The organism is Marinobacterium sedimentorum (assembly GCF_024267675.1).
GTDB classification, from domain to species: Bacteria; Pseudomonadota; Gammaproteobacteria; order Pseudomonadales; family Balneatricaceae; genus Marinobacterium_A; species Marinobacterium_A sedimentorum.
In genome coordinates this window covers 16,451-37,052 of the sequence record NZ_JALDYX010000033.1, presented here as the reverse complement: position 1 = coordinate 37,052, position 20,602 = coordinate 16,451, and the positions used below count along the sequence as shown (strand labels likewise).

The following is a 20,602-nucleotide window of genomic DNA, read 5'->3' as shown; positions in this document are numbered from 1 at the left end:
CCGGGATGAACAATGCCGCACACGGGCACAGGGCCCGTCTGGAGATCCATGATGGAATTTGATTTCACGCGCCTGAGCAAGCAGGAAAAATACAAGCTGCTGGTGAGCTTTGTTGTGCCGCGCCCCATAGCGCTGGTGACCAGCCGTTGCCCCGACGGAATCAACAATGCAGCCCCCATCAGCTTTTTCAATGTGTTCAGTGACGAGCCACCGCTGCTGATTCTGGGCATTCAGCACAAGCCAGGTGGTACCCCCAAGGATACGACCCGCAATATTCACGCGACAGGCGAATTTGTCGTCAATATGGTGGACGAGAGCATTGCCCGCCAGATGATCGTTTCGTCGATTGATTTCCCGCCGGAGGTGGATGAGTTGGATGCATCGGATTTGACCTGCGCCGACAGCAGTCAGGTGATGCCGGGTCGCATTCTGGAGGCGCCGGTGGCATTCGAATGCCGCCTGGAGCGCAGTGTGGAATACCCCAATCGCTCAATTATTTTTGGTGAAGTGGTAAACATGCACGTGCAGGATCAGTATATCGATGCCGAACGCCTGCGTGTGCGCTCGCCGGCCTACTGCCCGATCTCGCGCATGCACGCCGATACCTACACCTCGACGCGGGATCAGTTCCAGTTGCCAAGAGTCAGCTACGAAGAGTGGCTCAACAGTCACGAGCGACGAATCAACCAGGCCTGATGGCATCTGTCATGGGGGCGGCTATGCAGCTGCTGGTGCGCCTGGCCGCGCAGTGCCGCAGGAGGGCGGGTATTGTCACAGCGGGCCGGGTGGGGGGGCTGCCCTAACCCCGTCGGGCGTGCTACATTGAATTCCATGTCCCTATCCCGATCTGCCATCGATACCAAGCCCTATGCCCGCGCCGGACAGGCGGATCGCAGCAAGATTTTGCTGCGCTGCCTGCATTTGGCCGTTGGTTTGCTGGGCCTGCTGGCGTTCCTGCTGGCAGGGCTTTATTTCTATCTGGAATTGCCCGACCGTAGCGATGTTTCTCAGGTGTCCAGCTTGCTCTATCGCGCCAACCATATCTATCTTCTCTGTGCGGCCCTGCTCAATGTGCAGCTGGGCTGTTACCTCAGCGTGCTGAATCTTCCCCTGGCCCGTGGGCTGCAATGGACCGGGTCGCTGCTGCTGTTACTGGCCCCCGCGCTGCTGTTGCTGTCCATCTTTGATGAACCGGTGAATAGCGGGCCCGAGCTGCCCTACACCTTGCCGGCGGTGATCGCATTGTTCGTGGGTGTGACCCTGCATGCGGCAGCCCGTGTGCTGGCGCGGCGGCAGAGTCGTTGACGCGACATGAACTATCTGGCCCATTTTCATCTTGCCACCCGTGCGGGCAGTTCGCTGACCGGCAACTATCTCGGTGATGCGGTCAAGGGGGCAGCGCTGGATGCCTGGCCGCTGGCGATCGCCGAGGGTATTCGGCTGCATCGCAGCGTCGATGCCTATACCGACCACCACCCTGAGGTACTGCGTACCCTGGGGCTGATTGAGCCACCGCGGCGTCGGTTTGCCGGTATTATCGTGGATATGGCTTTTGACCATTTCCTGGCCCGCCACTGGGCGTCGTTTCACGCTGACCCCCTGGCTGATTTTAGCCGCGCAGTTTACGAGACCATGGCGCCGGAGGCGCCCCTGATGCCGGCCCTTGCAAGGGCGCGTTTCGCGCACATGCGCGAGCATGACTGGCTGCTGAGTTACCAGCGACTGGAGGTGATCGATCGGGCGCTGGATTCCATCGCCGGGCGCCTGAGTCGGCGTACCGCGCTCTATGGTGCGGCGCAGGAGATCGAGCGCCACTACGGGGCGCTCGAAGAGGCATTTCTGTGTTTCTACCCGCAGTTGCTGCACTGGGTAGAGCAACCGGAAAGAGCCAGCAAGGCCTAATCCTAAACTCAGCCGCTGGCTAAATTGGCCGGGGCAGATAACGCGGTCTCAGGCCTGGGGCAGGGGTGAGGTCTGTGTCTGCAGGCGCGGCAGACCGGCAATAATGGCGATGATCGCGGCTATCCCCAGCAGCCAGCAATAATAGATGCTGCCAATCAGCGCCAGCGGCGACAGCGCAGCAATGGAACCTGCCAGCAGCACCTGGGCGCCATAGGGCAGCAGGCCCTGGACCACGCAGGAAAATATATCCATCAGGCTGGCACTGCGCCTTGGGTCCACGCCGTGACGCTGGGCAATGTCCCGTGCCAGTGAGCCGCTGAGAATAATCGCTACCGTGTTGTTGGCGGTCGCGAGATTGGCCAGTACCACGCTGGCGGCGATGCTGATTTCACCGCTGCGCCGCTGACTGCCCCGCGCCAGACGATCGATCAGGCGGGCGAGAAATTCCAGCCCGCCCTGATGTTTCATCAGGGCGCCAAGGCCGCCAATCAGCAGCGACAGAATCAGGATCTCCTGCATGCTGCCATAACCCGCGTATATGTCGGCCGAAAGCGTGGCCAGGCTGTAGTCGGCAGTCTGGCTCAGGCCGACCAGGCCCGCCAGCAGAATGCCGCTGAACAGCACCAGCATGACGTTCAGCCCCATCACCGCCAGTACCAGCACCGCCACATAGGGCAGCACCTTGATCAGGTCATAGTCTTGCGGGGCCTTGATGCTGCCGCCGCTGCCCTGCAGGTAGAGTACCACCAGAGTTATGAGCGCCGCCGGAACCGCAATCATGAAGTTGAGGCGAAACTTGTCACGCATCTCGCAGCCCTGGGACCGGGTGGCGGCGATGGTGGTGTCAGAGATGATCGACAGGTTGTCGCCGAACATGGCGCCACCAATCACGGTGCCGACGGTGAGTGTCAGCGGCAGATCGGTGGCGTCGGACAGACCTACGGCCACCGGCGCTATGGCGGCTATGGTGCCCATGGAGGTGCCCATGGAGGTGGCGACAAAGGCCGTAATCACGAAGAGCCCCGGCAGTACCAGGGACTCGGGTACCACGCTGAGGCCGAAATTCACAGTGGCATCCACGCCACCCACGGCCTTGGCGACACTGGCAAAGGCGCCGGCCAGCAGGTAAATAATGCACATGGTGATGATGGTGCTGTCACCCACGCCCTTGATAAAGGTCTCTATGCGGCTGTTGAGCGCACCCCGGCCAAGCAACAGAGCCAGCACTATGGCGGGGAGAATCGCCACAGGTGCGGAAATCTGATAGAAGGCAAAGTCGGTGTTCTGCGCCTGGTAGTACAGACCGCTGCCGATAAAGAGCGTCAGGAACAGCAGCAGAGGTAACAGGGCGATCGCTCTGGGTTGCATCGCAGTCTCCAAGAGTGTGCCGCCTTGTAGGCGACGGATAAATAACAGGGCGCTGGGGTAAAACGCCTTAGTGGTCAGGCTCGCTGCAGTGCGACTGCGTGGATGATTCTGACGGCAAGCGCGGCATTATACGGGTAGCGCTGCGGGGTACTAAAGATTGTCTGGTTATATTCTAATAAGTTCTTATTTATTTGATTTATATAACTAAGACCGCTTTCGTGACGCTGGCGCCGGGCAGGGCTTGCAGCTAATATGACTGTCTATTTATACAGCTATTGATGCCATGATTCTTTATATCGCAGAAAAACCGAGCCTTGGCCGCGCCATCGCCGATGTATTGCCCCGGCCCCATCAAAAAGGCGACGGCTTTATCCGTGCCGGCAATGGCGATACTGTCAGCTGGTGCATCGGACACCTGCTGGAGCAGGCCGAGCCCGATACCTATGATCCGGCCTTCAAGCAGTGGCGCCTTGAGCATTTGCCCATACTGCCGCAGCAGTGGCAGCTGACGCCCAAGCCCAAGACCCGCAAGCAGCTGACGGTGCTGCGCAAGCTGGTCAAGGAAGCGGATCAGCTGGTGCATGCCGGTGACCCGGATCGCGAAGGCCAGCTGCTGGTGGATGAGGTTATCGAGTATCTGGGCGTCAAGGATGCCAAACGTGCGGCGGTACAGCGTTGCCTGATCAGCGACCTGAACCCCGAGGCGGTGCGCCGGGCCCTGCAGCGCCTGAGGCCCAACCGGGAGTTCATACCGCTGTCGACTTCGGCCCTGGCCCGCTCCCGGGCCGACTGGCTGTACGGACTCAATATGACCCGCGCCTACACTATTCAGGGGCGCAAGGTGGGGTACGACGGTGTGCTGTCTGTCGGCCGGGTACAGACGCCGCTGCTGGGGCTGGTGGTGCGCCGGGATCAGGCCATTGCCGCTTTTGTACCCAAACCCTTTTATGAGGTGCGCGCACATCTGCTGACCGATGCGCGCGAGGCCTTCCATGCGAAGTGGCAGCCCAGTGAGGCCTGCGCGCCTTACCAGGATGAGGAGGGGCGGGTACTGTCCAGGCCCCTGGCCGAAAACGTGGTAAAACGCATTAGCGGGCAGCCCGGTACTGTGCTTGAGGTCGACAAGAAACGTCGTCGCCAGGCGGCGCCCTTGCCTTACAGCCTGTCCAGTTTGCAGATTGATGCCGCCAAGCGCTTTGGTCTGAGCGCCAAGGAAACCCTGGATTGCTGCCAGAGCCTGTATGAAAAGCACAAGCTGATCACCTATCCCCGTTCCGACAGCCGCCATCTGCCGCTGGAACATCTGGCCCGCGCGCCCCAGGTGCTGGGCGCCATTAGCCACAATAGCGAGGCGCTGCAAGATGCGCTGGCGGCGGCGGACAGCCGGCGCAAGAGCCAGGCCTGGAACGACAGCAAGGTGGATGCGCATCACGCCATCATACCGACCGAGAAGAAGCAGGCTGCGAGCGGGCTGCAGGGGCGGGAGCGGCAGCTGTACGAGCTGATCGCGCGCCAGTATGTGGGGCAGTTTCTGCCTGACTTCGAGTATTTTGAAACCCGGGTGGAAATCGATATTGCCGGCGGGCGTTTTCGTACCCAGGCGCGGGAAGTCATAGTGGCGGGCTGGAAACCGTTCTTTGGGCGCCAGGAACCAGCCGGCGATGAGGCGACGCAACTGCTGCCCGCACTCAGTGTGGGTCAGGTACTGCAGTGTGAGCGTGGCGAGCTGTTGGAAAAGATGACCCAGCCGCCCAAGCACTTTACCGATGCTACCCTGCTGGCGGCCATGACCGGTATCGCCCGCTTTGTGGAAGATCGCTCGATCCGCCAGATTCTGAAGGATACCGATGGCCTTGGCACCGAGGCGACCCGTGCCGGCATTATCGAATTGCTGTTCCGCCGCGGTTTTCTGGAGCGTCGGGGCAAGGCCATCCATGCCACGCCTGCAGGCATCGGTCTGATCGACAGCCTGCCACGGCAAACCACACTGCCGGACATGACGGCGCAGTGGGAAGCGCGCCTGGAGGCCATCTGCCAGCGTGAGGGCAGCTATGGCGACTTCATGGGCGCGCTGGTGACTGCACTCGCAGAGTTAATTCAGACCGCCAGCAATACGTTGCCCCAGGGACTGCAGGGCGTTCGCAGCGCCACACCCGGGCGGGGTCGGCGCAGGGCGAGTTCAAGTAGCGGCGCAGGCCGTAAAACGGCCGGTAAGAGTGCGTCTGCAACGCCCGCCCGCAAGGCACCGGCCAGGCGGCGCAGTCCCGCAAAATCAGCCAGCAAGACCAGTTAAGTCTTCTTTGCCGGGATTCGGCGCCGGTTTTTAGTGCAGTGCAATACCAGACTGTTGTGCGGGGCCTGGGGCAGGCGTAGAGTTCAGCCCGCCGCGCAGGGGCCCGTAACAGGGAGTACGGCGCGGGATCTGGCCCATCCGTTCGAGATGGTTTCTGAGCGATCTTGCGAGAGAAATACTACATGGATCTGGTTTTGTCACCGGAGTTGCTGGCGGCGCTGTTTGGTGTTGCGCTGCTGGCGGGGTTTATCGACACCATTGCAGGCGGCGGTGGCCTGCTGACGCTGCCGGCCCTGTTGCTGGCCCAGGTGCCGCCGGTGGCGGCATTGGCCACCAACAAGCTGCAAAGCTCCTTTGGCAGCCTGACGGCGGCACTCACCATGTTGCGCCGGGGGATTGTCAGATTCGATGATATTCGGGGCCTGGTGGTGGGGAGTCTGGTGGGCTCGGTACTCGGGACCCTACTGGTGCAGTTTACTGATCCGGGCATTCTGATGTTTCTGATTCCGCTGGTGCTGGTCATGATCGCGCTCTATTTTTTGCTGGTGCCCACCGCAGGGCTGGAGGAAACGCCGGCGCGCATGAGTCGACGCACGTACAGCATGACGCTTGCGCCGCTGGTTGGATTCTACGACGGTTTTCTGGGGCCCGGTACCGGCTCCTTTTTCGCCTTCAGCAAGATCTGGTTTCGCGGGCGTAACCTGCTTGGTGCCACCGGAGCGGCCAAGGTGATGAACTGCGCCAGCAATGTGGCTTCACTGGTGGTCTTTATCGCAGGAGGCAAGGTGGTCTGGAGTCTGGGCGCGGCTATGATCGCCGGGCAGATTCTGGGCGCGCTGATTGGCAGCCATACCATGATTCGCCATGGCAGCCGGATTATTCGCCCGCTGGTGGTGTGCATGTGCCTGTTGATGGCCGTCAGCTATATCTGGAAAGAGGTTCTGTAGCGCAGCGCTAGGCTGGCAGCAGAAGGGGTGTCTTTAAACCGTGCTGTAACAAAGGGTGAGGTACTAAATCGTTAGCAACTACCGTGAGTTACTAAATGGTGGGGTACTGAGCGGAGCGGGGTAAGCTTTGGGTCTAGCCGGTGTCGTCAGATGGGAAAGACGGCTGGCATGTGACTTGTGCCGCTTCGCAGCTCAGCCTGTGGCCAGGATGGGCTGCGAAGCGGGCGGTGGCACTGCATGCTCAGCGTCCGAGCAGGGCGTGCAGGCTGGGGGTGCGGCTGACGTGGAGCTTGCTCAGCAGGTTCAGCAGCGAGGTTTTGATTTTCAGCATGCGGGCAGCACGCAGTTCAGCCTTTTTGGCAGCCTTGGCTTCATTGGCAATACGGAAAATGTATTCGATTTCCGTTTCGCGACGGCTGCCCGGGTAGCCGACAGGCGAGTTCATGTGCATGTTGTAGTGTGGAAGCATGTTGTTCATTAAATTCTCCTTGGCAGGGCATTCGGGGTAAAGCCCTGAAGGGCTGGATGCTCTTCATGTCTGCTTTACCTGCGGTTGTTACCGCTAACCTGCAACGCCAGAATACGGAGATTACGCAGGTGCAGCAAATGATCCTTTTTTTTCTAAGAGGTGAAATTATCTCACCTATTTATTTCTGACGCTGTTCGCGATCAAGCCCTAGCCTCATTCTGAATGACAGATAAACGCCGACAGGCCAGGGGTGTCGCTCATTTTTGATCTCAGCTTCTTATCGCTTGGCGGCACAGGCCATCAGGTAAGAGCAAGCTTCCTTCATGGATGCTGACAGATTACACAGCTGGTTGCCCGGGCGTCGTGAGGAGGATGGGCAGATGATTACAGGGGGTGAAAACTGCAGTGTGTGACGGCGACAATCCGGGACAGGTGATGGGGCCCGTCCCGGTCTGTTGTGGTTGCAAACGCCGGGACAGCCCCGGTTGTCATGACGCCAGCTCGCGCCAGAGTCGTTCATTCCTGCGGTGTTCCGCGGCCATAGGATCGACCCCGATATCCCTGAGCGTATGCGCGCTCAATTGGTGCAGCGGTTGGCGCTCGTCACGGCTTTTGCGGTTTTTTTGCCTAAAGATACGTTTGAGGATGTTCATGGCTGGTTTCTCCGACGTCGGGCCAAATAAGGGCCGGCAAAAAAGCAGACCCGTATTGGGGTCGTTGCGGTGATGCTGGTGACTGCTAGGAGTCTGTCGGGCTTGGCCGATCATAGCGAGGGAAAGTCCGTTTTGAGGCAGTTTTTGAGCTCTTTTGAGGCAAATAGTGGTTCTATTTAACAAAAAAGAGCACGCATAATGACCAAAATCGGCTTTTCCGCAGTAGATCAGTGTTAAGTACGACAGGCTGCTAGGCGACCTGCTGGGCGTTGGACTCTGCTGTCAGGATGGGTGCCAGGGCCTGCTGAATCCGTGTTAGCTGGCTATCCGTGGTTAGCTCTGACAACACTCTTACAAAGTGCGGATGTTGTACGCCCGAAACAATGAATTGCCAGCGGTAAGCTTTAACCAGTGTTGCAGCAATGCATGCCTGCTGCGCCGGACCATAGGATTGAGCCGTATTGCGACAGAAGTAATCAGCATCGCTGGCAGCCTGAGCGCAGACAATGCCGTCTACGGCCGCCACCAGATCGATCAGGTCGTCAACAGCCTGCTCCCTTTGTGCTTCACTGAGCTGGCTGTCCTCACGACGCCATTCTATTTCATCCATGATTGCGTGCTGGGACTCTTCTCGCCAGTGGTACAGAAACAGGTCCTTGTAGAGCGGCGACAGCGCCATATCCGGTGCGATGCTCTGCTTGTAATGCAATTGCGTAAACAGCTCGATATGACAGGTTAACGCGAGCACCGCCCAGGTACACTTGCTGAGCACGGCCTGCGCCACGGCGTTTGCCTGTGGCAGGAAGCAGTAGCCGGCGGGCAACTGTTCAGCCGCCATCTGCTCGATACGGCGAAACAGGGCCTGATGTTTGAGTTCTTCGTCGCTAAAGCGGATCAGGCCTTCGAGTGCGACCTGATCATCCAGCAGGTAATCGCGGCTCAGGTCCAGAATCTTGGCGCAGATAAAGCGCTCAACCAGGCCGAAGATGTTGGCGTAGGTGCGCCCCTGCACCTGACTGAACAACTGTTTGTCCGCCATGCACATGAAGTCCAGATCCTGTACACAGGACAGCCCGTCGGGCAGAAATTTTCTGTCTGCGTCAAGTGTGCGGCCGCGGATCAGGTCCTGCTCTATGTCCCAGCGTACCCGTTTGGATGCATCGATACAGTGGGCGTAACTTTTGGTGTTGGCGTGCATGCTGGCTGACCTCGTTGTTTTGTTTATTGGACGAGATCAAGCATATGAGCTGGAGGTATCGGTCGGATGTCTGTCAGGTTTCTTTATGTAACTGTTTTGTAGTGCAAAGCGGCAGTCTCCGTCGGTTCAGCGGTTCAGCGGTTCAGCGGGACAGCAGCCGCGCCAGGGTCTGACGTAACCGGTCTGTATCCACCGGCTTGCGGAAGAATTCGCGGATGCCACCCTGACGCAAGGCCGCATCATCGATGCCTTCGGCGAAGCCGCTGTAAAGAATAATCGGGATATCGGGCCGGACGCTCATCAGTTGACGGGCCAGCTCGGTGCCGGTCAGGCCAGGCATGGTCTGGTCAGTGATAACGATGTCAAATTTGTCGCCGTCGGTATCCATTCGCTTAAGCGCCTGTTCGGCGCTGTGGCATATAGCGACTTCCAGGCCCCAGGTGCTGAGAAGATCCGCCATAAACTCGGCGACGGTGGCTTCGTCATCCACCAGCAGTAAACGCCCGTAGAGTTTCTCGTTTAACGGTGCCTTTAGCGGGTCCTGGGTTTCGTCCGGCAAACGATACTGGCTGGGCGGAAACAGGATGCGGAATGCCGCTCCCGTCCCGGGTGCTGTATCCACCAGTATATGGCCGTGATGCTCATGCACTATGCCATGTATCATTGCCAGTCCCATGCCGCTGCCCTGGCCGGCGGGTTTTGTGGAATAGAAGGGCTCGAAGACGCGCTCGAGGGTGAGCGGGTCCATGCCGGGCCCGGTATCGGCAACCTGCAGCTCGATATAGTCTCCGCCCAGGTTTGCATGGCAGGAGGCGCAGACATGGTCCTGCAGATGCAGGGCATTCAGTGAGACCCTAATGTCGCCGTTGCCCTTGAGTGCATCGCGGGCATTGATGCACAGGTTCATCAGAATCTGTTCGATCTGCATCGGGTCGGCCAGTACCGTGGGAAGGCGCGTACCCAGGTGTTCATTCAGGCGAATGCCAGAGGGCAGTATGGCGTCCAGCATGCGCAGGCCTTCGTAGACAGGATCAGACAGCTGAATGGGTTGTCGTTCACCCTGCTGACCCCGGCTGAAGGTGAGCAGCTGCTGGATTTGATGGCTGGCCCGCTGGCTGGCGGCTTGAATGCGGTCAAGATATCGCAGCATCAGTGGATCCTGAGACCCTGCTGCCTGCTCTTGGGCGAGTACGATATAGCCCATCACCGTAGTCAGTATATTATTGAAGTCATGGGAAATACCCCCGGTTAACTGTCCAATGGCCTGCATTTTCTGGGCCTGACGTAGTTGCGATTGCAACCGTTTTTCAGTGCCCAGGGCTTGAATTCTGTCCCGAATATCACGCAGATAGCCGATAAATATCGCACTATCCTCTTCATCGCGGGCGACCTCGATGGTGAGCTCGACCGGGATTTCCTCGCCATTGGCGGCGAGCGCCGGTACCTCGACCCGGCGACCGATATAGTCGCCTTTCCCCATGGCATGAAAACGGGCCAAACCGGCCTGGTGTCCGGTTCGAAGACGCGCTGGAATCAGTACTTCGGCCAGCGGCTTGCCGATGACGGTGTTTTTCTTGTAGCCAAAGCAGGCCTCTGCTGCCGGGTTCAGATCGATAATGCGACCCTCCCCATCCATGCTGATAATCGAGTCAAGTGCGGCCTCGAATATGGCGCGATAACGCAGTTCGGAACGCCTGTGGGCACTGGTATAGTGCTGGCGTTCAAGCTCAAGTGCTGCCCGGGAGGAAAAGATGCGCATGACCGGCTGAATCATGTCTTCGTCCTGCAGCATTGCGCTGTGCATGGCGAGCATCAGGCCAAGGGTGTTTCCCTGCGAATCAAACAAGGGTATGGCGGCATAACTTTCGATATTGAGTTCGACCAGGTGCGGATCGGGGAACAGCTGGCGCATGTTGCGTGGGAAATAGCGAAAGCGCTGGCCGACCACCTGCTCACAGGGCGTTCCGGCCAGGTCATACTGGTAACTGTCGACGACGTTTCCCAGGCTGTAGCCGGTGATCACCTGGATCCGATCAGTCTGACCCGGTACCAGCACGCCGATCAGGGCATGTTCAACCCCCAGTGCCAGTGTCAGGCGCCTGGCCAGTTCTCGCAAGATATCGTCACCTGCGTTGCAGGTTACGGCTTCAGCTGCCTGATTCAATGCCTCGCGCAGCCGGTGCTCGATCAAGTGCTTCATGGTGGTCATCGCCCTGGCTGTTCCCATAGGCTGCAGTCTATCAGCGGGCTGCTGGCCGGATGGTTTCTGAAACCGATCGTTACAATTGATACGCGGCTGAAACAAACCGGATGTCAGTCACTGCACGGCACGAACATGTAACCGCTGCCTCGAACGGTGCGGATACTGCGGGGGCGTTCCGGGTCGGATTCAATCTTGCGCCGCAGCCTGGCGATACGAATGTCAATGCTGCGGTCATTCGGGTCCCAGTCGCGATTATGGGTGAGGTTCAGAATCTGATCTCGGCTCAGCACCCGGTTGGGCCTTTCGATCAGGACGCGCAACAGATCGAATTCCATCTGTGTCAGTGGCAGTTCCTGATCCTGCGCATCGAACAGCTGCTGTGACGCCAGATCCAGGCGACAGCAGCCGACCCGCACGGGTTCGGAGGTTTCCATGCCGGGGCGGGCGCTGGCGGACTTTTCGTAGCGTCGCAGCACACTGCGGATCCGTGCCAGTAATTCCCGGGGATCAAAAGGCTTGGCCAGGTAGTCATCGGCACCTATTTCAAGACCGACAATGCGGTCTATGGCTTCACCGGCGGCTGAAATAATGATGATGCCGATATCCATATGTTCACGAATATAACGTGCCAGCGACAGGCCATCTTCACCGGGCATGCTGATATCGAGCAAGACGACCGAGGGGGTTTGCTGCATCAGCAAGGTGCGGGCAGCGGCGGAATTTTCGGCTTCCAGGATGCCGTATCCCTGCAGCCCCAGGTAGTCGCTGATCATCTCCCGTATCGCGGCATCATCATCAATCAGCAGGACCCGATGTTCGTGCTCTGTTGTCATATGCAACCTCTGCGCACAAGCTGCTAAGGCGTCTTCAGTCGTGAATGCGATGCAATTCGGCGGTGACTGTCTTGCTTATGCTTCCATCCAGAATGCGGGTGTACGCCAGCGCCATATCGCCATTGTCGAGCAGGGTGCGGTCATAAATCTGCATGTCGTAGGCCCCCTGATTGGTAATCATCATCGCATAAACGGTGAGTGTCTTGTCGTGGATACGGGCCCAGACAAAGGGGTCTCCAGCCAGTGGATCCATGGGGATATGCTTGCCGAATACATTCATGCGCATGGCAGAGGCATAGATGGCGCCACGGCGCGTTTTGCGAAACAGAATATGGTAAACGTGATCTTTCTGTGACAGGTCGGAGCGCTTGACGCGGGTGGTCCAGGCGATTTCGAAATTGTCGCCCATGGGTTCGATCGAGACAGACAGCTGCCGGTGTTCGGATTCCCCATCGACCTGTTCATCGGCGATGCCGGTGAAATGACCATAAAACGCCTCGATTTCCAGATCCTGGGCATGGAGTCGGCCTGCCAGCAGCAGGAGAGTCAGGGTCAGGAGATACATCGTCTGGCGCATGCGGTGTTCCGTGTAAGCAAGAAGGTTGATGGTGACTGGGTGGGCCAATCATGTCCGGATGTCAACGGTCAGCCATGCCGGTCGTTCTATCAGCAGCCGTTAGCACACCCGCTAGTATAGCGTTCTGTAGAAAAATTACAGATCACTGCTGGCAAGGCTGGGTAATGGAAGGGTTTCGAGGCTATGCAACTCGTCGGCGCTAATTTCGTACTGGGCGCTGAACAGTTCGCCCGGCGGAATTTCCTGATCAAGATAGATGAGGGTCAGGTCCGGCAGGCGGGTCCGGATACGCCGCAGCACGGTGGCTCGCTCTTCCAGGCTCATGGCGGTAAGGGCTTCATGCATGACCAGCACCTTGGGGTGCTTGACGATGGCACGCAGCAGCTGGATGCGCTGGCGCGCAATCAACGGCAGGCTGCCACCACGGATGCCGACCTGGGTGAAACCGGCGAGTACCATGACCATGGATTCGGCATCTTCATCGCGCATCGCTTCATCAATGAGCTGTTGTAACCGAGCAAGCTCAGCGGGGTTGGTGCCGATCACCTTGCCGTAAAGAACATTCTCACGCACGCTCAGGCCGCCACTGATCTGATCCTCGCTGAAATGTTCGAAGCTGCTGCACAGCGGGCAATCGGTGCGCGCGAGTACCACCTCTCTGGCGGCGAGCAACTGCTCGATGACCTGTTTTTCCAGCAGATCGTCACCGTGAAGTAACGGGGTAATACGCAGGAACAGCTCCAGCAGTAACTCCAGGTCTTCGGCACTACGGCCCGGGTCCCGACGTTCCGGCCGCCTGCGGTGCGTTGCGCCGTGAACCAGATCCCGGCGCTCAAGTTCGCTCACCCGCTTGCGAAATTCCGGAGTATCAAACTCGCTGAAATTATCCGGCAGCGGGTCCAGTGGACCGGCTTCCAGCGCCAGCTCACGTATACGGCCGGCCATCAGGCGGCCACAGTCAAGCGCAATGTTGGTTAAATTGAACTGTTCGAGAAGCGCACTCATCTGAGGATGGGCAGCCATGGCGGCCGGTGTGCTGATCGGCGGGCAGGGGATGCCAAAGCCCAGGTTTTGCGCCACGGACAGACCGCAATTGTACTTCAGTGGATCAAAACGCACGATCAGCTGTTCAAGGCCGGACTCCGGCACCCGATGCAGCAGCTGCTTGCGTACCCTGAGCAGACCATCAGACAGCTCCTGCGGGCGCTCAACCGGGTTGTATTTCTGGTCCATGCCCACGTTATAGATGAGTTCATCGGCCCCCACGACCTTCAGGCCTTCGTACAGCCAGTGGCGCATGTCTTCCCAGTTTTCGGCGTGGGCGAGGGAAAAGTCGGTCCAGATACCGTCGAAGCGATCGGTACTGTTGCCGGAGGCTTGGGCTTCGCGAATTTCCCAGCGGCGCTGGTTGTCGAGCTGTTCCGGCGACTCGGCAGGCGGTTTGAGACGCATGCTGTAATTGATGTTCTGCAGCATATTGCCGGAAAACAGGAAGGCATCGGGTCCGACGTAGGTCAGCTCACGGGCGAGCAGGTCCGATGGCAGGTCCTTTAGGTCGTCATCGCCAAACATCAGGTGGCCGCTCAGGGGCGGGTTGATCCGAATCAGGGCGCGTGCCAGGGCGCGCAGGCGCGATGGGTCCTTGCAGCATATGGCCACGCTACTGCCAGGCGGCAGCTCGATATTGATGTTGCGCACCAGACGGTTGCCAATTTCGCTGCCCACCGAGACCTTGTCGAGGCGAATGTGGTTGTTCAGCTGGACCGGGCTGGTGGCACTGGCGGGGACTATGGGCATCAGATCATGGGACTGGAACTGTTCCAGTATCTGTTCGTACTTGATCATGGAGTCCTGATACTGCTGATAGTAATCAAGCAGCTCCTTCCAGGGCGCGGCCAGATCCTTGTGCGCCGCGACTGCCGCGACCAGTGCCCCTATAGTCAGGTCTCCGCGAATGGCCAGCACACCGCCAATGGAATAGAACATCAGCGGTGTCAGCTGGTTAATGAGGTTATTGAGAAACTTCATGAAGAATTTTTTCTTGTAGATATCGAGCCGTATGCGAAACAGCTCTCCCAGGATCTTGGAAAATTCGGCCAGGTGATAGGGGCGGGTGCCGTGCAGGCGGATTTCCATCATGCCATCGACACTCTCGCCAATGCGCTGGGAGAAGTGGCGCACCGTTTTGACCCTTTCCTTTTTCAGCAGATTGATTTTGCGCTGGAGTCTTGGAATCACCAGAATCTGCAGCGGAATCAGCGCAATGGACGCGATGCCCAGTATCGGATCCTGCATGAACATGAACAGCAGGATGGTGAGCATGGTACCGCCCTGGAATGCAGGCAGTGCGATACTGTCGCCGATGAAGCCCGCCAGGGGTTCGGTTTCCGCCGTGATGGTGGAAATCAGCTCGCCCTGGCTGACCATCTGAAAGCGCCTGGGCTGAAAGCGCAGGATAAGCTCGACCAGCTGATACCGCAGGCGCCGCACCAGGCGCTCGCCGACGATGCCCTTGTAGGTGTTGATGTACATCTTGACCATGCCGTTGATCAGAATCATCGCCAGCAGCAGGCCGCAGAGCGCCAGCAGGTAATACATCGGCTCAAAGGTGGTGCCCAAGACCTGTTTGAGACTGGCCGCATCACCGATGGCGTCGTTGATGATGATTTTGGGCAGTTCCAAGGATATATAGAGTATCGGGAAGGAGCAGAACGTCATCAGCAACAGACGAATCTGCTGTGGCAGGCTAAAGCGCAGAATAAATCGGACAATGGACTTGTCCATAGGTCGGTCTCCGATCCTGACAGCCAGGCCCTGAACGCGCATCGTTCAAGGGCCGCAACAGGCCGCATGCAGCGGTAAAAGGTGAATTTTGCTGCTATGCAACAAACTTATCTTAGTAGTGTAGTCGGGCGCAGGGGAAGTTTTTAGTACTTGGCTTGAGCATTTTTCCATTCAGCCTGGGTTGGCGCCGGGCAGCTGGATCAGCGCATCACTGGCCCAGGGGTGCTGGCGCAGCTCGGCATGCAGGTGATCAAGGAACAGGCGTGTTTTGGGATTGAGGTGCTGGCGGCTTGGGTAAAGGGCATTGATCGCGATACTGGGGACCGGGTATTGCCGCAGCACCGCTTCAAGCTCTCCGCTGTCCACCAGGGGCTGGGCAAAGAAACAGGGCAGTCTGGCGATGCCAAAGCCGCGTCTTGCCATGTAGCGCATGAAGTTCAGGCTGTTGGTGCGCAGGGGGGTATCCATCTGCAGGCTGTGGCTCTGATCCCAGTTGTCGAAATGCAGCGGGTCCGAGCGCTGCAGCAGGCCAAGATAGCGATGCTGTTGCAGGTCATGGGGGCTCTGCAGTGCTGGGCGCTGCTGCAGATATTCAGGCGCTGCATAGAGGCCGCGGGCTACTTGGGCGACGGGCTGAGCTATCAGGCTGGAGTCTTCCAGCGCGCCGACCCGAATAGCAACGTCTATACCTTCTTCCACCATGTCGAGGACTCGTGATGTCAGCTCGACTTCCATCTGGATTTTTGGGTACTGCTGCATGAAGCTCGCAATGATGTTATCGAGCATGGCCAGTGCCAGTTCCGTCGGCATGGTGAGTTTCAGTCGCCCCTGGGGCTCCGGCTGATTGACACTCAGGCGGTGGCGGGCATCTTCGAGCTGGCAAATCAGTGGCCGGCAACGCTCGAAGAGTTCTTCGCCATCCGGGGTCAGGTGCAGCTTGCGGGTGGTTCGTTGCAGCAGACGTATACCCAGTTCATCCTCGAGCTGCGAGATGCGCCGGCTCAGGGTGGATTTTTGCGTGCCCAGACGTTCGGCGGCGGCGGTGAAGCTGTTGGCTTCAACCACGCGCACAAAATAGCGCAGGTTATCGAGATTCATACGGGAGTCCGGACAAGGATTAATCTCGTATTATTGCGTTATTTGCAACAATGGCAAAGTGACAATGTTGTTGTACTATCAGATTTGTCGGCAGGGTGACGCCCGCTGAATTCCCAATACGGCTTCGCAGTGATTCTGGGCGGGTGTGTATTGCGAGGTTGTCGAAGGGGCTGTCGAAGGGGCTGCTGGAGCGGGGTACTGGTCCCCCTGATTCCCAATCGGATCTGAGGCGCGGTTATGTGGCAAATGCTGGAGTTCGTGGGTCACCGGCTGTCGGTGTACCTGTCCCACCCCCGCGAGGGGCTGGCGCCCAAGGCGACGAGTTCTGCCGACAAGCTGCACCGCTGCCTGCAGCCTGGCGATGTGTTGCTCATCGAAGGCACCAGTCGCATCAGTACGGCCATCAAGTATCTGACGCAATCGACCTGGTCCCACGCCGCTTTCTGTATCGGCCATGCTCTGGATGGGCCCGAGCTGGGTGCGCAGGCGCGCATTCTGGTCGAGGCCGATGTATCGGCCGGCGTGCGGGCCATCTCCCTGCAGCGTTATGAGTCCTGCCATACCCGCATTTGCCGGCCGGTGGGTTTGGCGGCGGCTGAAGTGAAGGTCATGACCGACTATCTGATGGCGCGCCTCGGGCAGCAATACGACCACAAGAATATCTTCGATCTGCTGCGCTTTCTGTTTCCCACGCCCCCGGTTCCGACGCGCTGGCGCCGCCAAATGCTGCACCTTGGCAGTGGCGACCCCACCCGGGCCATCTGTTCATCGCTGATTGCTGAAGCCTTTCAGGCCATTGCCTATCCGATACTGCCGGAGGTGGTGCAGAGCGATAATGCCGGTTTCCCGGTGCGGCTGTTCCGGCGGCACCCGAGCCTGCTTACGCCGCGGGACTTTGATGTGTCGCCCTATTTCAAGGTCATCAAGCCGATGCTGGAAACAGGTTATGCGTACAGGAATATTATCTGTCTGGGTGATCCGGAAGCCGCTACCGCCGCGCCGGATCAGGCCCTACCTGCGCCGGGCAGCGTTGTGTCCGCGCCCGGTATTGACGGTGACTAGTCACCGTTCTGGCGGCTGTGGGCATGCTGATAGATGGCATCGACAATGGCCTTCAGGCCATTGCCTCTGGAGGGGCTCAGGTGCTGCATGAGCTGGAGTCGCTTGAAAAGCCCCTGCAGGTCGAAGTCCAGAATCTGCTGCGCACGCTTGCCGTTGAAGAGCGCCAGTAGCAGGGCAATCAGGCCGCGGATAACGCGGGCATCGGAGTCCATCTGCAGCCATAGCTTGCCCCCGTGATAGTCGACAATCAGCCAGACATGACTCTCGCAGCCGTGCAGGCGGTTGCTGTCAATGCGCTGTGCGGCATCCAGGGCGGGCAGATTCTTGCCCAGCAGCATGATCTCCCGATAGCGTGCCTGCCAGCCGCGGCAGGCATCCAGCCGTTGCAACAGCCCCTCGGCGGCTAATTCCGGCTCTGCCTGGAGCCATCCCTGGGACGGACTCTGCTGTTTTTCAGGCCCCGATTCTCGATCAGGATTCGGCGCCTGGACCTCTTTGCGCTCAGACGGCGGACTCTCCCTGCGAGCAGGTGCCTGGTGCTCCAGCACAATCTGTTTGAGCACGGCGGCAAAGCGCTCGACTTCCGCCAGGGTGTTGTAAAACGCGAAGGAGGCTCGCAGTGTTCCCTGCAGCCCAAGACGCTGCATCAGGGGCATGGCGCAGTGGTGACCGGCGCGCACGGCGATACCCTGCTGATCCAGCAGCAGACCCAGATCCTGCTGGTGCATTCCATCGATGCAGAAGGACATCAGACTGACGCGCCTGGGGGCATTTCCAACGGGAACAAAGCCTGGAATCTCGCTGCACAGCTCCAGCGCCCGGGCCAGAAGCTGCATTTCGTGGGCCTCCAGCGCACTGCGATCATACTGCTGCAGGTAGCCGATGGCCGCATCCATACCGATCACGCCAGCAATGTTGGGCGTGCCGGCTTCAAACTTGAACGGCAGGCCTGCGAAGCGGGTGCCTTCAAAACTGACATGTTCGATCATTTCGCCGCCGGCCTGCCAGGGCGGCATGGCGTCAAGCAATGACTCCCGCGCCCAGAGCGCGCCTATGCCGGTGGGTCCGAACACTTTATGGCCGGAAAACACAAAGAAGTCACAGCCCAGCGCCTGTACATCAATGTTCAGATGCGGCGTGGACTGGGCGCCATCAATCAGTACCCTGGCACCGGCGGCCTGGGCGGCCCGGGTCATCTGCGCCACCGGGTTCAGGGTTCCCAGTGCGTTGGAGGCATGGGTCAGCGCCACCAGGCGGGGGCCCTGTTGCAACAGCTGGTGGTAGGCGGCCTGATCCAGGCTGCCGTCATCCAGCAGCGGGATGGCTTCAAGGCGTGCGCCAATCTGCTGCGCCAGCAACTGCCAGGGGACGATGTTGGCGTGATGCTCCAGCGTCGACACCAGCACCAGGTCGCCGGCGTGCAGCTGCGAGCGCCCGTAGCTGTGCGCTACCAGGTTGATGGCCTCGGTGGCGCCGCGGGTCCAGATGATTTCCCGCGGGCTGGCGGCGCCAATAAAGCGCGCCACGTTTTCGCGGGCCAACTCGAAAGCCTCGGTGGCCCGGCTGCTGAGGCAGTGGGACGCGCGGTGTACATTGGCGTTGCTGTGACGGTAATACTCGGATTGCGCATCGATCACCACCCGGGGTTTCTGGGTGGTGGCAGCGTTATCGAAGTAGATCAGCGGCAGGCCCCGCACTGGTTCCCCCAGAATGGGGAAGTCGGCGCGCAGGCGGTCTATATCGAGCATTGGTGCGTCCGGCATCAGTGCTGCCGGGTACTGCGCAGTAGCTGGCTCTTCCAGCGGGCGTAATACATGGCGGCGCCAAACAGCACGCTGACCAGAATGGCATAGCTCAGACCCAGGCCAAAGGTGGCCGGATGGGTGGCTGCCAGCACCGCTTCAATGAAGAACAGCAGCAGCATGAAACAGAGCCAGGCATGGGCGCGTGGCCGGCCCAGTATGACCGAGGGGGCAAAGCCCAGCAGCGGCACCAGATGCCACAGCCAGACCACCCAGGGGTGATCGCCAGGTGCCGGCGCCAGCCACAGATACCAGACGCTGAGCAGGCCCAGCAATGCTGCATAGCTGCTCAGGGTCAGCAGGCGGGCAATGCGTAGCTTGGCATCGAGGTTGCTGTCGAGGGTGGTTTTCATCGTGGGCTCCGGGGTAAGAGTTTCACTGCCAGTGCACCCAGACGCCTGCCCTGGGCCTGGCACAACTTGAGTTCGGTGGCATCGACGCTGCGTCCGGCCTTGGGGCCCGCCACATGGGTCGGGCCGTAGGGCGTGCCGCCGGTCTGGGTGGAAAGCAATTCCTGCTCGCTGTAGGGCAGGCCTGTGATCAGCATGCCGTGGTGCAGCAGGGGTAGCATCATGCTCAGCAGAGTGCTTTCCTGACCGCCGTGCAGGCTGGATGAGGCGCTGAAAACCGCCGCCGGTTTGCCGATCAGGGCGCCGGAGAGCCAGAGCGCGCTGGTACTGTCGATAAAGTACTTGAGTGCGGCTGCCATGTTGCCAAAACGCGTGGGACTGCCAAGGGCCAGACCGGCGCAGCCGGCCAGATCCTGTTCACCGCAGTAGAGGTCGCCCTCGGCCGGGATGCTGTCCGCAGTGGCTTCGCAGACGCTGGAAATCTCAGGTACGGTGCGCAGGCGCGCCTCGATGCCGGATTGTTCGATGCCGCGGGCAATCTGTTGCGCCATGGTGCGGGTGGCACCGTGGCGACTGTAGTAAAGCACCAGTACGTAGGGGCTATCCTGGTCTGGGCGGGTCACCTCAGAGTATCTCCAGCACGGACTCGGGCGGGCGGCCGATGCGGGCCTTGCCATCGCGGATGGCGATGGGGCGCTCGATCAGCTTGGGGCATTGCACCATGGCGGCAATAATCTGATCATCGCTCAGGCTGGTATCACTAAGCCCCAGCTCCTTGTATTCCGCTTCCTTGGTGCGCAGCAGCCCGCGGGCGCTCATGCCAAGAGCGTTCAGTACTTCACGCAGTTCGTCGGCGCTGGGGACATCTTTCAGATATTCGCGCACCAGAGGTTCGATGCCGTTGTCCCGCAGCAGCTGACAGGTTTCTCGGGACTTGGAGCAGCGTGGGTTATGATAAAGGGTAACTTGACTCATGGCGCTTCCGTATCGAATTTTTGGCGGCGCCTATTGTAACTGCCAATGCTTTAACGCAAAAGGATTTCACCATGAGTGCTGTTTTCCT

General features: G+C 59.3%; 19 protein-coding genes. 6 read left to right on the top strand and 13 right to left on the bottom strand.

What is annotated here, in order from left to right; all coding sequences use genetic code 11:
* Positions 1 to 51: 51 nt before the first annotated feature.
* The 3 genes from MRS74_RS19945 (at position 52) to MRS74_RS19935 (ending at position 1,902) form a co-directional block, all read left to right on the top strand.
* A complete protein-coding gene (locus MRS74_RS19945) occupies positions 52 to 696 on the top strand; it encodes a flavin reductase family protein (RefSeq protein WP_254582037.1) in 645 nt (214 codons plus the stop codon).
* A 135-nt stretch (positions 697 to 831) separates the two neighbouring features.
* Positions 832 to 1,305, top strand: a complete 474-nt coding sequence (locus tag MRS74_RS19940; protein ID WP_254582036.1) for a hypothetical protein — start codon at positions 832 to 834, stop codon at positions 1,303 to 1,305.
* A 6-nt stretch (positions 1,306 to 1,311) separates the two neighbouring features.
* Positions 1,312 to 1,902, top strand: coding sequence for an acyl carrier protein phosphodiesterase (locus MRS74_RS19935; RefSeq protein ID WP_254582035.1), 591 nt, complete (start codon positions 1,312 to 1,314; stop codon positions 1,900 to 1,902).
* Between the two features lie 48 nt (positions 1,903 to 1,950).
* Here MRS74_RS19935 and MRS74_RS19930 read toward each other — a convergent pair whose 3' ends face one another.
* On the bottom strand, positions 1,951 to 3,270 hold the full coding sequence (locus tag MRS74_RS19930) for a Na+/H+ antiporter NhaC family protein (protein ID WP_254582034.1): 1,320 nt from the start codon (positions 3,268 to 3,270) through the stop codon (positions 1,951 to 1,953).
* Between the two features lie 283 nt (positions 3,271 to 3,553).
* Between MRS74_RS19930 and MRS74_RS19925 the strand changes: the two genes are divergently transcribed.
* Positions 3,554 to 5,563 carry a DNA topoisomerase III gene (locus MRS74_RS19925; protein WP_254582033.1) on the top strand — a complete coding sequence of 670 codons (2,010 nt, stop codon included), beginning with the start codon at positions 3,554 to 3,556 and terminating at the stop codon, positions 5,561 to 5,563.
* Between the two features lie 182 nt (positions 5,564 to 5,745).
* Entirely contained in the window at positions 5,746 to 6,510 is a 765-nt protein-coding gene (locus MRS74_RS19920; RefSeq protein ID WP_254582032.1) for a TSUP family transporter, read from the top strand.
* 241 nt (positions 6,511 to 6,751) lie between these two features.
* Here the strand turns inward: MRS74_RS19920 and MRS74_RS19915 are convergent, their stop codons facing one another.
* From MRS74_RS19915 to MRS74_RS19880, 8 genes are all read right to left on the bottom strand, one after another.
* On the bottom strand, positions 6,752 to 6,988 hold the full coding sequence (locus MRS74_RS19915; protein ID WP_254582031.1) for a hypothetical protein: 237 nt from the start codon (positions 6,986 to 6,988) through the stop codon (positions 6,752 to 6,754).
* Between the two features lie 479 nt (positions 6,989 to 7,467).
* Entirely contained in the window at positions 7,468 to 7,632 is a 165-nt protein-coding gene (locus MRS74_RS19910; protein WP_254582030.1) for a hypothetical protein, read from the bottom strand.
* 250 nt (positions 7,633 to 7,882) lie between these two features.
* A complete protein-coding gene (locus tag MRS74_RS19905) occupies positions 7,883 to 8,830 on the bottom strand; it encodes a hypothetical protein (protein ID WP_254582029.1) in 948 nt (315 codons plus the stop codon).
* Positions 8,831 to 8,972: 142 nt separating this feature from the next.
* Complete coding sequence (locus MRS74_RS19900; RefSeq protein WP_254582028.1) at positions 8,973 to 11,030, bottom strand: hybrid sensor histidine kinase/response regulator; 2,058 nt, start codon at positions 11,028 to 11,030, stop codon at positions 8,973 to 8,975.
* Positions 11,031 to 11,143: 113 nt separating this feature from the next.
* Positions 11,144 to 11,866, bottom strand: coding sequence for a response regulator (locus MRS74_RS19895; RefSeq protein ID WP_254582027.1), 723 nt, complete (start codon positions 11,864 to 11,866; stop codon positions 11,144 to 11,146).
* Between the two features lie 34 nt (positions 11,867 to 11,900).
* Entirely contained in the window at positions 11,901 to 12,443 is a 543-nt protein-coding gene (locus tag MRS74_RS19890) for a hypothetical protein (RefSeq protein ID WP_254582026.1), read from the bottom strand.
* Between the two features lie 135 nt (positions 12,444 to 12,578).
* Positions 12,579 to 15,227, bottom strand: coding sequence for an ABC transporter transmembrane domain-containing protein (locus MRS74_RS19885; RefSeq protein WP_254582025.1), 2,649 nt, complete (start codon positions 15,225 to 15,227; stop codon positions 12,579 to 12,581).
* 171 nt (positions 15,228 to 15,398) lie between these two features.
* Complete coding sequence (locus MRS74_RS19880; RefSeq protein ID WP_254582024.1) at positions 15,399 to 16,325, bottom strand: LysR family transcriptional regulator; 927 nt, start codon at positions 16,323 to 16,325, stop codon at positions 15,399 to 15,401.
* Between the two features lie 237 nt (positions 16,326 to 16,562).
* Here MRS74_RS19880 and MRS74_RS19875 point away from each other — a divergent pair, with 237 nt between their 5' ends.
* On the top strand, positions 16,563 to 17,387 hold the full coding sequence (locus tag MRS74_RS19875; protein ID WP_254582023.1) for a YiiX/YebB-like N1pC/P60 family cysteine hydrolase: 825 nt from the start codon (positions 16,563 to 16,565) through the stop codon (positions 17,385 to 17,387).
* Here the strand turns inward: MRS74_RS19875 and MRS74_RS19870 are convergent.
* The 4 genes from MRS74_RS19870 to arsC are packed head-to-tail and all read right to left on the bottom strand — an operon-like array spanning position 17,384 to position 20,514.
* Positions 17,384 to 19,150, bottom strand: a complete 1,767-nt coding sequence (locus MRS74_RS19870) for a SufS family cysteine desulfurase (RefSeq protein WP_254582022.1) — start codon at positions 19,148 to 19,150, stop codon at positions 17,384 to 17,386. The two genes, MRS74_RS19875 and MRS74_RS19870, sit on opposite strands and share 4 nt — an antisense overlap.
* The gene (locus MRS74_RS19865) at positions 19,150 to 19,542 is read right to left on the bottom strand and encodes a DUF2069 domain-containing protein (RefSeq protein WP_254582021.1); all 393 of its coding nucleotides are present in this window, start codon (positions 19,540 to 19,542) and stop codon (positions 19,150 to 19,152) included. The genes MRS74_RS19870 and MRS74_RS19865 overlap by 1 nt, the downstream gene beginning before the upstream one ends.
* Complete coding sequence (gene wrbA / locus MRS74_RS19860) at positions 19,539 to 20,162, bottom strand: NAD(P)H:quinone oxidoreductase (protein ID WP_254582020.1); 624 nt, start codon at positions 20,160 to 20,162, stop codon at positions 19,539 to 19,541. The genes MRS74_RS19865 and wrbA overlap by 4 nt, the downstream gene beginning before the upstream one ends.
* Position 20,163: 1 nt before the next feature.
* Entirely contained in the window at positions 20,164 to 20,514 is a 351-nt protein-coding gene (gene arsC, locus MRS74_RS19855; protein WP_254582019.1) for an arsenate reductase (glutaredoxin), read from the bottom strand.
* Between the last annotated feature and the right edge of the window lie 88 nt (positions 20,515 to 20,602).